The 13,495-nt window shown below is 70.6% G+C and carries 15 protein-coding genes; 8 read left to right on the forward strand and 7 right to left on the reverse strand.

Annotated elements, in window-relative coordinates; all coding sequences use genetic code 11:
* Positions 1 to 172 precede the first annotated feature (172 nt).
* From nhaA to ACZ5XS_RS12600, 4 genes are all read left to right on the forward strand, one after another.
* Entirely contained in the window at positions 173 to 1,609 is a 1,437-nt protein-coding gene (gene nhaA / locus ACZ5XS_RS12585) for a Na+/H+ antiporter NhaA (RefSeq protein ID WP_468650458.1), read from the forward strand.
* Between the two features lie 63 nt (positions 1,610 to 1,672).
* Positions 1,673 to 2,167: a phage holin family protein gene (locus ACZ5XS_RS12590; RefSeq protein WP_468650460.1), complete on the forward strand. Its 495-nt coding sequence runs from the start codon at positions 1,673 to 1,675 to the stop codon at positions 2,165 to 2,167.
* Entirely contained in the window at positions 2,164 to 3,102 is a 939-nt protein-coding gene (locus ACZ5XS_RS12595; protein ID WP_468650462.1) for an alpha/beta fold hydrolase, read from the forward strand. Before ACZ5XS_RS12590 ends, ACZ5XS_RS12595 begins: the two co-directional genes overlap by 4 nt.
* A 141-nt stretch (positions 3,103 to 3,243) precedes the next feature.
* Positions 3,244 to 3,426 (forward strand): hypothetical protein, encoded by a 183-nt coding sequence (locus ACZ5XS_RS12600; RefSeq protein ID WP_254402370.1) that lies wholly within the window; start codon positions 3,244 to 3,246, stop codon positions 3,424 to 3,426.
* A gap of 61 nt (positions 3,427 to 3,487) precedes the next feature.
* On the opposite strand, the gene ACZ5XS_RS12605 is transcribed toward ACZ5XS_RS12600, so the two are convergent.
* From ACZ5XS_RS12605 to nth, 3 genes are all read right to left on the reverse strand, one after another.
* Positions 3,488 to 4,687 carry a MarP family serine protease gene (locus tag ACZ5XS_RS12605; RefSeq protein WP_468650464.1) on the reverse strand — a complete coding sequence of 400 codons (1,200 nt, stop codon included), beginning with the start codon at positions 4,685 to 4,687 and terminating at the stop codon, positions 3,488 to 3,490.
* A gap of 48 nt (positions 4,688 to 4,735) precedes the next feature.
* On the reverse strand, positions 4,736 to 5,437 hold the full coding sequence (locus ACZ5XS_RS12610; protein ID WP_468650466.1) for an NUDIX hydrolase: 702 nt from the start codon (positions 5,435 to 5,437) through the stop codon (positions 4,736 to 4,738).
* A gap of 88 nt (positions 5,438 to 5,525) precedes the next feature.
* Entirely contained in the window at positions 5,526 to 6,410 is an 885-nt protein-coding gene (gene nth, locus ACZ5XS_RS12615) for an endonuclease III (protein ID WP_468650468.1), read from the reverse strand.
* A gap of 276 nt (positions 6,411 to 6,686) precedes the next feature.
* Between nth and ACZ5XS_RS12620 the strand changes: the two genes are divergently transcribed.
* Both ACZ5XS_RS12620 and ACZ5XS_RS12625 read left to right on the forward strand, forming a co-directional pair.
* The gene (locus ACZ5XS_RS12620) at positions 6,687 to 7,361 is read left to right on the forward strand and encodes a Crp/Fnr family transcriptional regulator (RefSeq protein WP_030043265.1); all 675 of its coding nucleotides are present in this window, start codon (positions 6,687 to 6,689) and stop codon (positions 7,359 to 7,361) included.
* Between the two features lie 126 nt (positions 7,362 to 7,487).
* Positions 7,488 to 8,327 carry a nucleotidyltransferase domain-containing protein gene (locus ACZ5XS_RS12625; RefSeq protein ID WP_468650471.1) on the forward strand — a complete coding sequence of 280 codons (840 nt, stop codon included), beginning with the start codon at positions 7,488 to 7,490 and terminating at the stop codon, positions 8,325 to 8,327.
* On the opposite strand, the gene ACZ5XS_RS12630 is transcribed toward ACZ5XS_RS12625, so the two are convergent.
* The 4 genes from ACZ5XS_RS12630 to ACZ5XS_RS12645 form a co-directional block, all read right to left on the reverse strand.
* Positions 8,324 to 9,154: an MBL fold metallo-hydrolase gene (locus ACZ5XS_RS12630; RefSeq protein ID WP_468650473.1), complete on the reverse strand. Its 831-nt coding sequence runs from the start codon at positions 9,152 to 9,154 to the stop codon at positions 8,324 to 8,326. The two genes, ACZ5XS_RS12625 and ACZ5XS_RS12630, sit on opposite strands and share 4 nt — an antisense overlap.
* Entirely contained in the window at positions 9,151 to 10,032 is an 882-nt protein-coding gene (locus ACZ5XS_RS12635) for an NUDIX hydrolase (protein WP_468650475.1), read from the reverse strand. Before ACZ5XS_RS12635 ends, ACZ5XS_RS12630 begins: the two co-directional genes overlap by 4 nt.
* 280 nt (positions 10,033 to 10,312) lie before the next feature.
* Positions 10,313 to 10,780 (reverse strand): RidA family protein, encoded by a 468-nt coding sequence (locus tag ACZ5XS_RS12640; RefSeq protein WP_468650477.1) that lies wholly within the window; start codon positions 10,778 to 10,780, stop codon positions 10,313 to 10,315.
* Positions 10,777 to 10,935, reverse strand: coding sequence for a DUF4177 domain-containing protein (locus ACZ5XS_RS12645; protein WP_020129281.1), 159 nt, complete (start codon positions 10,933 to 10,935; stop codon positions 10,777 to 10,779). Before ACZ5XS_RS12645 ends, ACZ5XS_RS12640 begins: the two co-directional genes overlap by 4 nt.
* 106 nt (positions 10,936 to 11,041) lie before the next feature.
* Here ACZ5XS_RS12645 and ACZ5XS_RS12650 point away from each other — a divergent pair, with 106 nt between their 5' ends.
* Complete coding sequence (locus tag ACZ5XS_RS12650) at positions 11,042 to 12,019, forward strand: ATPase BagA (RefSeq protein WP_217241404.1); 978 nt, start codon at positions 11,042 to 11,044, stop codon at positions 12,017 to 12,019.
* An 82-nt stretch (positions 12,020 to 12,101) separates the two neighbouring features.
* Positions 12,102 to 13,481, forward strand: a complete 1,380-nt coding sequence (gene bagB, locus ACZ5XS_RS12655) for an ATPase BagB (RefSeq protein WP_468650479.1) — start codon at positions 12,102 to 12,104, stop codon at positions 13,479 to 13,481.
* Positions 13,482 to 13,495: the final 14 nt, after the last annotated feature.

Consider the following 13,495-nt stretch of genomic DNA (forward strand, 5'->3'; position numbering starts at 1 on the left):
ACGGCCGTCAGGGGGCACCCGGCGACAAGCGCGCCGAGTGCCCCTGACCCGCCTAACATGGAGATTCACCGGGTTCCTCCCCGTGTATTTTAGGTAAACCAACCAAATAGGTGCGCCGGGAAGTCTGGTCGGCAACGTGCTCAACGCTGCCCACCGACCGGAGGCCTCCCTCGTGACCGCGCCCCGCCCCACCACCCCCCGCAAGGCCTTCGGCCGGCTCTCCCTGCCCGAGCGGACCTTCGTCGCGAACGCGCTGCGTACCGAGACCGTCGGCGGTGTCCTGCTGCTCGTCTCCGCGGTCACCGCGCTGGTGTGGGCGAACGTGCCGGCGATCCACGACAGCTACGAGAGCGTCAGCCACTTCCACCTCGGCCCCGCGGCCCTCGGCCTGAACCTGTCGATCGCGCACTGGGCGGCCGACGGACTCCTCGCGGTCTTCTTCTTCGTCGCCGGCATCGAGCTCAAGCGGGAACTGGTCGCCGGCGACCTCAAGGACCCCAGGGCGGCCGCGCTGCCCGTGGTGGCGGCCCTGTGCGGGATGGCCGTACCGGCGCTCGTCTACACGCTCACCAACGTCACCGGCGGCGGCTCACTACAGGGCTGGGCCGTGCCCACCGCCACCGACATCGCCTTCGCACTCGCCGTGCTCGCCGTCATCGGCACGTCCCTGCCGAGCGCCCTGCGCGCGTTCCTGCTCACCCTCGCCGTGGTCGACGACCTCTTCGCGATCCTGATCATCGCGGTCTTCTTCACCGACAGCCTCGACTTCGCCGCGCTCGCCGGCGCGGTCGTCGGCCTCGCCGTCTTCTGGCTGCTGCTGCGCAAGGGCGTACGCGGCTGGTACGTGTACATCCCGCTCGCGCTCGTCATCTGGGCGCTGATGTACAACAGCGGCATCCACGCCACGATCGCGGGCGTCGCGATGGGCCTGATGCTGCGCTGCACGACCCGCGAGGGTGAGGAGCACTCCCCCGGCGAGCACATCGAACATCTCGTACGTCCGCTCTCGGCCGGGTTGGCCGTACCGCTGTTCGCCCTGTTCAGCGCGGGTGTCTCGCTCTCCGGGGGCGTACTGGGCGACGTGTTCACCAAGCCGGAGACGCTCGGGGTGGTCCTCGGTCTTGTGGTCGGCAAGGCGGTCGGCATCTTCGGCGGGACCTGGCTGACGGCCCGCTTCACCCGGGCCTCGCTCAGCGACGACCTGGAGTGGGCCGACGTGCTCGCGGTGGCCACCCTGGCCGGCATCGGGTTCACCGTGTCGCTGCTCATCGGCGAGCTGGCCTTCGACGGCAACGGGGCGCTGACGGACGAGGTCAAGGCCGCCGTACTCATGGGGTCCGTCATCGCGGCCCTGCTGGCGACCGTGCTGCTGAAGATGCGGAACGCCAAGTACCGGCGCCTGTACGAGGCCGAGGAGCGCGACGAGGACCTCGACGGGATCCCGGACATCTACGAGGAGGACGAGCCGGAGTACCACCTGCGGATGGCCGCGATCCACGACCGCAAGGCCGCCGAGCACCGCCGGCTCGCCGAGGTGAAGGCCGCCGAACGCCACGCGCTTGCCGAAGTGACGGGCGGGGCAGGCGATCAGGACGGTCGTCCGGCATGATCTGACGGGACGGCACAGAAGAACCGTTCCCAGTCAGGCACACAGCAGAAAAGGGAGAACGCGATGAGCGCACCCGACGGCAGCCCGGTCGGCGCCGAACGCAGCATCGGCCAGCTGTTCGCCTCGGCGACGACCGAGATGTCCGCGCTGGTGCACGACGAGATCGCGCTGGCCAAGTCTCAGCTCAAGCGCGACGTCAAACGCGGGGCGACGAGCGGCGGCGCGTTCACGGTGGCCGGGGCGATCCTGCTCTTCTCGCTGCCGATGCTGAACTTCGCGCTCGCGTACGGCATCCGCACGTGGAGCGACTGGAACCTCGCGGTCTGCTTCCTGCTCTCCTTCGCGGCGAACGTGCTCGTCGCGCTCGTCCTCGCACTGATCGGCGTGGTCTTCGCGAAGAAGGCCAAGAAGAGCAAGGGCCCGCAGAAGGTCGCCGCCTCGATGAAGGAGTCGGCGGGCGTCCTGCAGAACGCCAAGCCGCACCCGCGCCCGGCGGCCCTGGAGGACGGGCTCCCGGACGCCAAGGCCATCGAGGCTGTGGCACGCTCATCCTCATGACGGATCCCGCGACACCCTCGTCCCAGCCGGCCTCGGTCGTACGACCGGACGGCCCCTGGACGCACCGGGAGGTCGCCGCCAACGGCGCGCGCTTCCACATCGCGGAGATGGGTGACGGGCCGCTGGTGCTGCTGCTGCACGGCTTCCCCCAGTTCTGGTGGACCTGGCGGCACCAGTTGCCCGCGCTCGCCGACGCAGGCTTCCGGGCCGTCGCCATGGACCTGCGCGGTGTCGGCGGCAGCGACCGCACCCCGCGCGGCTACGACCCGGCCAACCTCGCCCTCGACATCACCGGCGTGATCCGCTCACTGGGCGAGCCGGACGCCGCGCTGGTCGGCCACGACCTGGGCGGCTACCTGGCGTGGACGGCGGCCGCGATGCGCCCGAAGCTCGTGAGGCGGCTCGCGGTCGCCTCGATGCCGCACCCCAGGCGCTGGCGCTCGGCGATGCTGTCGGACGTCAAGCAGACGTCCGCGGGCTCCTACATCTGGGGGTTCCAGCGGCCGTGGATCCCCGAGCGGCAGCTCACCGCCGACGACGGCGCGCTCGTCGCCCGTCTCATCCGGGACTGGTCGGGCCCGCGCCTGCCGGACGACGACGCGGTGGACGCGTACCGCCGTGCGATCTGCATCCCCTCGACCGCGCACTGCTCGATCGAGCCGTACCGCTGGATGGTGCGGTCGATGGCGCGTCCCGACGGCATCCAGTTCAACCGGCGGATGAAGCGGCCGGTGCGGGTGCCGACCCTGCACCTGCACGGCTCGCTCGACCCGGTGATGCGGACGCGGAGCGCGGCCGGCTCCGGTGAGTACGTCGAAGCGCCGTACCGTTGGCGGCTGTTCGACGGCCTGGGACACTTCCCGCACGAAGAGGACCCGACGGCCTTTTCCACCGAACTCATCAACTGGCTGAAGGACCCCGAACCCGATCGGTGACCGTGCCGATGCGCCCGGTATCCGGACCTGGGCGTCCGGGCCTGAACACGTGTCCTACGAACGGCCACTTGCCCGGCGCATAGGCCAATTGGGGGGCCTGGGGGCGGTTATCGACCTTGGGGCAGGGGCAGACGTCCGGGTATGGGCTGGACGCACGACTACAGTGACGCAGCACGCAATCGACGCTCGGGCAGCGGCCTGGGCTCCCACCAGCGAGGCGGTCCCCCGCATATGGCGGGCACGGACCTCAGGGTGGGCATTCCGCGCATTCTGCGCCGCCGAGCCCGCTGGGTCTCGGTACGCCTGCGTCATCCGCGAGGCTGACGCTCCCCTTTTTCTGCACCCCTTCTGAACCCGGGACTCGGGCCTTCCCGCAATCCCGGGCTCAGAGCGCGCAGCTGTCGCTGTCCACCTGCTGGTTCGCGGCGCGCCCCTTGGCGATGTCCTCCTGGATCTCGTCCGCGGTGAGCGCGTACCCGGTGTCGGCGTCGTCGAGGGACTTCGCGAAGACCACGCCGTACACCTTCCCTTCGGGGGTGAGCAGCGGGCCTCCGGAGTTGCCCTGGCGGACGGTCGCGAACAGCGAGTACACGTCGCGGCGCACGGTGCTGCGGTGGTAGATGTCCGGGCCGCTGGCCGTGAGGCGCCCGCGCACGCGCGCGGCACGGACGTCGTACGCCCCGTTCTCCGGGAACCCGGCGACGATCGCGCCGTCCCCGCTGCTCGCGTCCTCGGTCGTGAACTTCAGCGCGGGTGCGCTCAGGTCCGGTACGTCGAGTACGGCGATGTCGCGCTCCCAGTCGTAGAGGACGACCGTCGCGTCGTACTTCCTGCCCTCGCCGCCTATCTGGACGGTGGGCTCGTCGATGCCTCCGACGACATGCGCGTTGGTCATGACGCGGCGGCTGCCGAAGACGAAGCCGGTGCCCTCCAGGACCTTGCCGCAACTCTGGGCGGTGCCCATGACCTTGACGATGGAGCGCTGGGCGCGGGTGGCGACGGCGCTGTTGGCGAGGGCCGGGTCCGGGGGCCGGACCTCCTTGATCGGCTCGTTGGAGAACGGGCTGAAGACCTGCGGGAAGCCGTTCTGCGCGAGGACCGAGGTGAAGTCCTTGAACCAGGTGTCCGCCTGACGGGGCAGCGCCTCCGACACGCCCAGCAGCACCTTGGAACTGCGGACCTCCTTGCCCAGCGTCGGCAGCGTGGTCTGCGCGAGGGCGGAGCCGATCAGCCAGGCGACCAGGAGCATCGCGACGACGTTGACGAGGGCCCCGCCCGTCGCGTCCAGCGCACGGGCCGGGGACCAGGTGATGTACCGGCGCAGCTTGTTGCCGAGGTGAGTGGTCAGGGCCTGGCCCACGGAGGCGCAGACGATGACGACGACGACCGCGACGACGGCGGCGGTCGTACTGACCTCCGCGTTGTCGGTGAGCGCGTCCCAGACGACGGGCAGCAGGTACACGGCCACGAGACCGCCACCGAGGAAGCCGATCACCGACAGGATGCCGACGACGAAGCCTTGGCGGTAGCCGACGATCGCGAACCAGACGGCGGCGAGCAACAACAGGATGTCCAGCACGTTCACCGGTTCGAGCCTCGCCTCATCACTTTGCACAGCACGGCAGACACCCTGTCATGCGCGCCAGTCGAGAGGGACCTGCTTCTCGCGGTCCCACGGCCGTTCCCAGCCCGAGTAGTGGAGCAGCCGGTCGATGATTCCCGCCGTGAAGCCCCACACCAGGGCTGATTCGACCAGGAATGCCGGGCCCCGGTGGCCGCTGGGGTGCACGGCGGTCGCGCGGTTGCCGGGATCCGTGAGATCCGCCACGGGGACGGTGAAGACCCGCGCGGTCTCGTTCGGATCCACCACCCCCACCGGGCTCGGCTCGCGCCACCAGCCCAGCACCGGGGTCACGACGAAGCCGCTGACCGGGATGTACAGCTTGGGCAGCACGCCGAAGAGCTGGACGCCGGCCGGGTCGAGCCCGGTCTCCTCCTCGGCCTCGCGCAGGGCGGCCCGCAGGGGCCCGTCGCCCTTCGGGTCGCCGTCCTCCGGATCGAGCGCGCCGCCGGGGAAGGAGGGCTGGCCCGCATGGGAGCGCAGTGAGCTCGCCCGCTCCATGAGCAGCAGCTCGGGGCCGCGCTCGCCGTCCCCGTCACCGAAGAGGACCAGGACGGCGGACTGCCGTCCCGCGCCGTCCTTGGGCGGCAGGAAGCGGCTGAGCTGCAGCGGCTCGACCGTCTCCACCGCGTGCACCACCGGGTCGAGCCAGGTCGGCAGGCCCTCCTTGCTGAGCGTCACCGAACCGCCCTGTGTGTTGCTCGCCCGCGTCATCGCCACCCCCGTCGTCCTGCTGGACCCAACGCCCGGCGACCCCGAGATCGTTCCTGGGAACGTGCCCACAGGCAAGCCCGAGGGCGTGTCACCCTGCCTCCAGCGGCGGCGCGGGTTTCCCGCCCGCGTCCAGATATGCCTGCGGGGGCTTCAGGCGCTGGCCGGGGAAGCCGCCCTTCTCGTACTTGAGGAGCTTCTTCGCCTTCTCCGGATCTGTCTCGCCCTCGCCGTACGCCGGGCAGAGCGGGGCGATCGGGCAGGCACCGCAGGCCGGCTTGCGGGCGTGGCAGATGCGGCGGCCGTGGAAGATCACGTGGTGCGAGAGCATCGTCCAGTCGCTCTTGGGAAAGAGCGCGCCGACGGCGGCCTCGATCTTCTCGGGCTCGGTCTGCTCGGTCCACTGCCAACGCCGCACCAGCCGCTGGAAGTGCGTGTCCACGGTGATGCCGGGCCGCCCGAACGCGTTGCCCAGGACGACGAAGGCGGTCTTGCGGCCTACGCCGGGCAGCTTGACGAGGTCTTCGAGCCGCCCGGGAACCTCTCCCCCGAACTGCTCCACCAGGGCCTTGGACAGCCCTATCACCGACCTGGTCTTGGCCCGGAAGAAACCGGTCGGGCGCAGGATCTCCTCGACCTCCTCCGGGTTGGCCGCGGCCAGGTCCTCCGGAGTGGGGTATTTGGCGAAGAGGGCGGGGGTGGTCTGGTTGACCCGGAGGTCGGTGGTCTGGGCGGACAGAACCGTGGCGAGGACCAGTTGGAAGGGGTTCTCGAAGTCCAGCTCGGGATGGGCGTACGGATAGACCTCGGCGAGCTCGCGGTTGATTCGGCGGGCCCGGCGGACCAGGGCGGTACGCGACTCGCTCTTCTTCACGGGATTCGCCTGCACCGGGCCGGTCGGAGCCACCGCTTTCACCGCAACCTTCTTTGTCGCTTTTGCCGTTTTCTTTCCACCGGCGAGGTCCTGTTCGCCCACGGCGGAATCTCGACGTACAACCACCCGTCCAGCCCCCTTGGCCTGTGCTCTCACCGGCGATTTGGACACCCGGCCAGCCTAGAGCCCGGCACTGACATCCCGCCCCGGACCCTGAGGATCAGCCCCCAATTGGACCCCTGCCGCTTACCCCGGGACGCCTGTGCGGCATCCTTGTGACAGATCACACTGTTTGGAACGTCCGGCAAAATGGGGAACACGGACCCCTGGTACACAGGGGAGCAAGATCCCCTGAGCAGGTCGACAAGGAGAGAACTCGTGGACGACGTTCTGCGGCGCAACCCGCTCTTCGCGGCGCTCGATGACGAGCAGTCCGCGGAACTGCGCGCCTCCATGAGTGAGGTGACCCTCGCGCGTGGTGACTCCCTGTTCCACGAGGGCGACCCGGGAGATCGGCTCTACGTCGTCACCGAGGGCAAGGTGAAGCTCCACCGCACCTCCCCCGACGGCCGCGAGAACATGCTGGCCGTCGTCGGCCCCGGTGAGCTCATCGGGGAGCTGTCCCTCTTCGACCCGGGCCCGCGCACGGCGACCGCCACCGCGCTGACCGAGGTCAAGCTGCTGGGCCTCGGCCACGGCGACCTCCAGCCCTGGCTGAACGTCCGGCCCGAGGTGGCCACCGCCCTCCTGCGCGCCGTCGCCCGCCGCCTGCGGCGCACCAACGACGCCATGTCCGACCTGGTCTTCTCGGACGTCCCCGGTCGCGTGGCCCGCGCCCTCCTGGACCTCTCCCGCCGCTTCGGCGTGCAGTCCGAGGAGGGCATCCACGTCGTCCACGACCTCACGCAGGAGGAGCTGGCCCAGCTGGTCGGCGCGTCCCGCGAGACCGTGAACAAGGCGCTGGCCGACTTCGCCGGCCGCGGCTGGCTCCGCCTGGAGGCACGGGCCGTGATCCTCCTGGACGTGGAGCGGCTCGCCAAGCGCTCGCGCTAGACCCCAAGGCATACGACGACGGGCCCCGTCTCCTCTCTGGTGAGGCGGGGCCATCGTCACGACCGCCTGAAGCCGCGCCCCGTAAATGAGCGGCTCGGGCCGCCCCCTTCACGGCACAGTGGCCCCATGGCCGAAACCGCCCCGCTCCCCGCCGAAGGGCAACCCTCCCGAGGGCTCGACGCACGGGGCTTCATCGCCCGCGAGGGCTCCCTCGGACGCGTCCCGCACGCCTTCCGCCCCGTGGTCGCCGCCGCCCGCGACCGTCTGCTGGACGCCTTCGGGGCCCGGCTGCACAGCGCGTACCTCTACGGGTCGATCCCGCGCGGCACCGCACGCGTGGGACGCAGTGACCTCGACCTGCTGATCGCGCTGCGCGCGGAGCCCACCGACACCGACCGGGCCGACGCCCGCACCATCGACGAGAAGCTGGACAAGGACTTCCCGCAGATCGACGGGGGCGGGACGCTACTGGTCGGCCAGGAGCAGGCATTGAGCGACCTGGAGAGGTACGACCTGGGGTGGTTCATCGCCTGCCTGTGCACCCCGCTGCTCGGCGACGACCTCGCCGAGTACCTGCCGCGCTACCGGCCGGACTCCCTGCTGGCCCGCGAGACCAACGGAGACCTGGCACTGTTCCTCGCTCGCTGGCGCGAGCGGATCGCCGCCACGGCCGACACCGACGAGGCGCGCCGCCCCCTCGTACGCTTCATGTCCCGGCACCTCGTCCGCACCGGCTTCACACTCGTCATGCCCCGCTGGAACGGCTGGACGAGCGACCTGCGGGAGATGGCGGAGGTGTTCGGCGCGTACTACCCCGAGCGGGCCGCACAGATGCGCTCGGCGGCCGTCCTCGGGTACGAGCCGAGCGGCGACCCGGCCGCCCTGCGTACGTACGTGGACGACCTGGGGCCGTGGCTCACCGGGGAGTACGCGCGCGTGCACGGCGTCAAAGCTCCCCGGCCCTAGATGAGCCCGTGCTCCTCCAGATACTCCATCTGCGCCCGCACCGACAGCTCCGCCGCCGGCCACAGCGAGCGCTCCACGTCGGCGTACACGTGGGCGACGACCTCGGACGGGGTCCGGTAGCCGTCCTCCACGGCCGTCTCGACCTGGGCGAGACGGTGGGCGCGGTGGGCGAGGTAGAACTCGACGGCGCCCTGGGCGTCCTCCAGGACGGGCCCGTGCCCGGGAAGCACCGTGTGGACCCCGTCGTCGACCGTGAGCGACCTGAGGCGCCGCAGGGTGTCCAGGTAGTCGCCGAGACGGCCGTCCGGGTGCGCCACGACGGTCGTACCGCGGCCCAGGATGGTGTCACCGGTCAGGACCGCCTGATCGGCCGGGAGATGGAAGCACAGCGAGTCCGCGGTATGCCCGGGAGTCGGTACGACCCTCAGCTCCAGGCCACCGACCCGGATCACGTCCCCGGCGCCCAGCCCTTCCTCCCCCAGCCGCAGCGCCGGGTCCAGCGCGCGCACGTTCGTCCCGGTCAGCTCGGCGAAGCAGGCGGCGCCGGCCGCGTGGTCGGGGTGGCCGTGGGTGAGGAGGGTGAGGGCGACGCGCTTGCCGGCCCTGTCCGCCAGGTCGACGACGTTGCGCAGATGGCCGTCGTCCAGCGGACCCGGGTCGATCACGACGGCCAGCTCGGAGTCGGGCTCGGCCACGATCCAGGTATTCGTCCCGTCCAGGGTCATCGCGGAGGGGTTCGGCGCGAGGACGTTGACGGCGCGCGCGGTGGCGGGACCGGACAGGACCGCGCCCCGTGGCCGGCCGGGAAGGGCTGCTGCGTCCGTCATGCGAGGGCTCCACCGGTCGGGAGGTCGGTCGGGATGCGCTTGGTGAACTCGTCGTGCCCCGGCCAGGACAGCACGATCTCGCCCTCCTCGAGGCGTGCCCGCGCCAGGACGGGCGCCAGATCACGCTCCGGCGCCCCGGCGAGCGCCTCGGCGGCGCTGCCGAACGCCATCAGCTGGCGCAGCGTCGCGATCGTCGGCGGCATCATCAGCAGCTCGCCCTTGTCGTACGAGCCTGCCGCGTCCTCGGGCCGGATCCACACCGTGCGGTCGGCCTCCGTGGAGGCGTTGCGCGTGCGCTGGCCCTCCGGAAGGGCGGCGACGAAGAACCACGTGTCATAGCGGCGGGATTCGAACTCGGGGGTGATCCAGCGCGTCCAGGCACCCAGCAGATCCGAACGCAGCACCAATCCCCGCCGGTCCAGGAACTCGGCGAAGGACAGCTCACGGTCGACCAGGGCGGCCCGGTCCGCCTCCCAGTCCGGGCCCGTGGTGTCGCCGACCACGGACTCGGGGGCCGGGCCGGCGAGAAGGACCCCCGCCTCCTCGTACGTCTCCCTCACGGCCGCACAGACGATCGCCTGGGCCGCCGCCTCGTCCACGCCGAGCCTGTCCGCCCACCACGCGCGCGTGGGGCCCGCCCACCGGACGTGCCGGTCGTCGTCACGGGGATCCACACCGCCGCCCGGATACGCGTACGCACCCCCGGCGAACGCCATGGAGGCCCGTCTGCGCAGCATGTGCACGGCGATACCGGCGTCGGTGTCCTTCAGAAGCATCACGGTGGCCGCACGCTTGGGACCGACCGGCGTAAGCGTGCCATCCGCCAGGGCACGGATACGCTCGGGCCACTCCGGTGGATACCACTGCCCGTTACCCATGGCCGGAGGCTATCTCCTGACGCGCAGATGTTCGAGAGCGACCAGCACCGCTGCGCCACCCCTGAGGGCTCCGCCCCCGGACCGGGCCTATGCACAGGAGGTACGCACCGGCAGCCGCGTACGGCGGCAAGGGGCCGTGTCGGGGGGTGTCCGCCCGCAGCGGTTGCCACGTCAACACCGGCACCTCATAGGCAACCGATTCCGCGCCGTTCCGAGGACGGACACCCCCCGACACGGCCCCGACCACCCCACAACAAAAGCGCTACCCGCGCCCCCGGGCCTACACCCCGGTCAGCTCCACCTGAACCTCGACCTCCACCGGCGCGTCCAACGGCAGCACCATCACACCCACCGCACTGCGCGCGTGCACGCCCTTGTCGCCCAGCACCTCGCCCAGCAGCTCACTCGCGCCGTTGACGACACCCGGCTGCCCCGTGAAGTCGGAGGCGGACGCCACGAAGCCGACCACCTTCACCACACGCGCCACCCGGTCCAGGTCACCCGCGACGGACTTCACGGCGGCCAGAGCGTTCAGCGCGCAGATGCGCGCCAGCTCCTTGGCCTCCTCGGCCGTGACCTCCGCACCCACCTTGCCGGTGACCGGAAGCTTGCCCTCCACCATCGGCAGCTGACCGGAGGTGTAGACGTACACACCGGACTGCACGGCCGGCTGGTAGGCCGCGAGCGGCGGCACGACCTCCGGAAGCGTCAGCCCCAGCTCGGCCAGCCGCGCCTCGACCGAGCTCACGCCTTGGCCCGCTTCAGGTAGGCCACGAGCTGCTCGGGGTTGTTCGGCCCGGGCACGACCTGGACGAGCTCCCAGCCGTCCTCGCCCCAGGTGTCCAGAATCTGCTTCGTGGCGTGGACGAGCAGAGGCACGGTTGCGTATTCCCACTTGGTCATGTGGCCGACTTTAGCCGCTGCGACACACCGGTCGGACGGCCGACCTCACCCAGGTTGTCCACAGCCTCCCGCTTAGCCCGCGCACGGACTGGTTACGCTCGAATACGTGAGCAGGCTCCAGGTCGTCAGCGGCAAGGGCGGGACCGGAAAGACGACGGTCGCCGCCGCCCTCGCGCTGGCCCTCGCGACCGAGGGGAAGCGGACGCTTCTCGTCGAGGTCGAGGGCCGGCAGGGCATCGCGCAGCTCTTCGAAACGGAGACGCTGCCTTATGAGGAGCGAAAGATCGCCGTCGCTCCTGGGGGCGGGGAGGTGTATGCCCTGGCCATCGACCCCGAACTGGCCCTTCTGGACTACCTCCAGATGTTCTACAAACTGGGCAGCGCCGGAAGGGCCCTGAAGAAGCTCGGCGCGATCGACTTCGCGACCACCGTCGCGCCCGGTCTCAGGGACGTACTCCTGACCGGCAAGGCGTGCGAGGCGGTGCGCCGGAAGGACAGAAGCGGCCGGTTCGCGTACGACTACGTCGTCATGGACGCCCCGCCCACCGGCCGCATCACCCGCTTCCTGAACGTCAACGACGAGGTCGCGGGCCTCGCCAAGATCGGCCCGATACACAACCAGGCGCAGGCCGTGATGCGGGTGCTGAAGTCGCCGGAGACGTCCGTGCACCTGGTGACGCTGCTCGAGGAGATGCCCGTCCAGGAGACCGCGGACGGCATCACCGAGCTGCGGTCGGCGCGGCTGCCGGTGGGGCGGATCATCGTGAACATGGTGCGGCCCGAGGTGTTGGACGCGGCCGAACTGGAACTCGTACGGAGCGTGCCGCGTACGGCCGTGGCCCAGTCCCTGTCGGCGGCCGGACTCGGCGGGGCGCGCCGCGGCGGGCACGCCGAGCGGCTCGTGGACCCGCTGCTGCAGCAGGCCGCGGAGTACGGCGAGCGGTACGCGCTCGAGCACGAACAGCGGGCCGCACTGGGCGAGCTGGGCCTGCCGCTGCACGAACTGCCGCTGCTCGCCGAGGGCATGGACCTGGCGGGCCTGTACGAACTCGCGGCCGAGCTGCGCGAACAGGGGCTGTCATGAGCCGGAATCAAGGGCTGTCATGAGCCTGAATCAAGGGCTGTCATGAGCCGGAATCAGGGGATGTCGTGAACAAGGGGATGTCATGAGCAAGGATCCGGCCCTCTCCCAGGAGGGCACCCGTCACCAGCTCTCCCCCGCGCGCGTACTCGACGTCGACCCCCTGCTCGACGACCCGAAGACCCGCATCATCGTGTGCTGCGGCTCGGGCGGCGTCGGCAAGACGACCACCGCGGCGGCCCTCGGCCTGCGCGCCGCCGAGCGCGGCCGCAAGGTGGTCGTCCTCACCATCGACCCGGCCCGCCGGCTCGCCCAGTCGATGGGCATCGACTCGCTCGACAACACCCCGCGCCGGGTGAAGGGCGTGGACGGCGACGGCGAACTGCACGCGATGATGCTCGACATGAAGCGCACGTTCGACGAGATCGTCGAGGCGCACGCGGACGCCGACCGGGCGTCGGCGATCCTCAACAACCCCTTCTACCAGTCGCTTTCGGCGGGCTTCGCGGGCACGCAGGAGTACATGGCGATGGAGAAGCTGGGACAGCTCCGCGCCAGGGACGAGTGGGACCTGATCGTCGTCGACACGCCCCCGTCCCGCTCCGCGCTCGACTTCCTGGACGCGCCGAAGCGGCTCGGATCGTTCCTCGACGGCAAGCTGATCCGTGTCCTGCTGGCGCCGGCGAAGGTCGGCGGCCGCGCGGGGATGAAGTTCCTGAACGTCGGCATGTCGATGATGACCGGCGCCCTCGGCAAGCTGCTCGGCGGCCAACTGCTGAAGGACGTACAGACCTTCGTGGCGGCGATGGACTCGATGTTCGGCGGCTTCCGCACGCGCGCGGACGCGACGTACAAGCTGCTCCAGGCGCCCGGGACGGCGTTCCTGGTGGTCGCGGCCCCGGAGCGGGACGCACTGCGCGAGGCCGCGTACTTCGTGGAGCGGCTGGCGGCCGAGGACATGCCGCTCGCGGGCCTGGTGCTCAACCGGGTCCATGGCAGCGGCGCCGACCGGCTGTCGGCCGAGCGCGCGCTCGCCGCCGCGGAAAATCTTGAAGAGCCTCGCATTGTGGATCAGGGGGACGGGAAAGCTGGTCTTCGTAACTCTCCCGACACATACGGCAGTTCAGAGTCTCCCGCTACGGAGTCTCCCGCCTCGGAAAATCCGGCTCCTGACGAAGGCTCCCCCGCCACCCCGCAGGACACGGAACCCACGCAGGACAGTGACCAGGAGATGTCCGTCCAACAACTCACCGCAGGCCTGCTGAGGCTGCACGCCGAACGTATGCGACTGCTCTTCCGCGAGCAGCGCACGCGTGACCGCTTCACCGCGCTCCATCCCGAGGTGGCGGTGACCGAAGTGGCCGCGCTGCCCGGCGACGTGCACGACCTGACGGGGCTGCGGGACATCGGAAACCGGCTCGCGGCTGCCCACCAGGAGCTGCCCGAGCCCGCTGCCGGTGCCTGAGATACCGACGCGTG

It is taken from the genome of Streptomyces sp. NPDC033131 (assembly GCF_055578365.1).